At 74.6% G+C, this 570-nt stretch carries 1 pseudogene; it reads left to right on the top strand.

The annotated features are described in order from the left end of the window. Positions 1-570: pseudogene (locus tag ACLJPL_RS34105) on the top strand (cell division protein FtsK); the annotation flags it as partial.

The following is a 570-nucleotide window of genomic DNA, read 5'->3' as shown; positions in this document are numbered from 1 at the left end:
CCGGCCCTCCGGGGGGCAGGACGTCAACGTCCTCATCGGTACCGACGCCGAGACCGTCGGCGCCCGCATCGGCGAGCTGACGCAGATCCTCGACGCCCGCAAGAAGGCCGCGGAGCAGAAGGGCGGCGGAGCGCAGGGCTCCAGCTTCACCGATCCGGACATCGTGGTGGTGTGGGACGGCTCGCGGCGGCTGCGGTCGCTGCCCGGAGTCGTACGGCTGCTGCGTGAAGGGCCGGCGGTGTCGATGTTCGCCGTGTGCATCGACGCCGAGGAGCGGTTCCTGCCGGGTGAGTGCCAGGCGTTCGTCGTCGCCGAGCCCAGGGCCGAGGAGAGCGGGCGGCAGCAGCGGGACGCGGAGGCCCGGCCCGCGCAGCAGGTCGCGGGGGGCTTCCCGTCCTTCCAGGCGTGGCACACCAACACCCCGGCCGAGCCCGAGCAGCGGGCCCGTGCCGAGAAGCTGCGGCTGCGGGTCGAGGAGGCGGGCGTCGAGCGGATCACCGGCGTACGGCCCGACTTCGTCACGCCCGCCTGGTGCCTGCGGCTGGCGCGGTCGCTGTCCGCGCTGCGGGA

Origin of the sequence: Streptomyces sp. cmx-18-6, from assembly GCF_046548915.1 — a bacterium.
In the GTDB taxonomy this organism is placed as follows: Bacteria; Actinomycetota; Actinomycetes; order Streptomycetales; family Streptomycetaceae; genus Streptomyces.
This window is presented reverse-complemented; position numbering and strand designations above follow the sequence as displayed.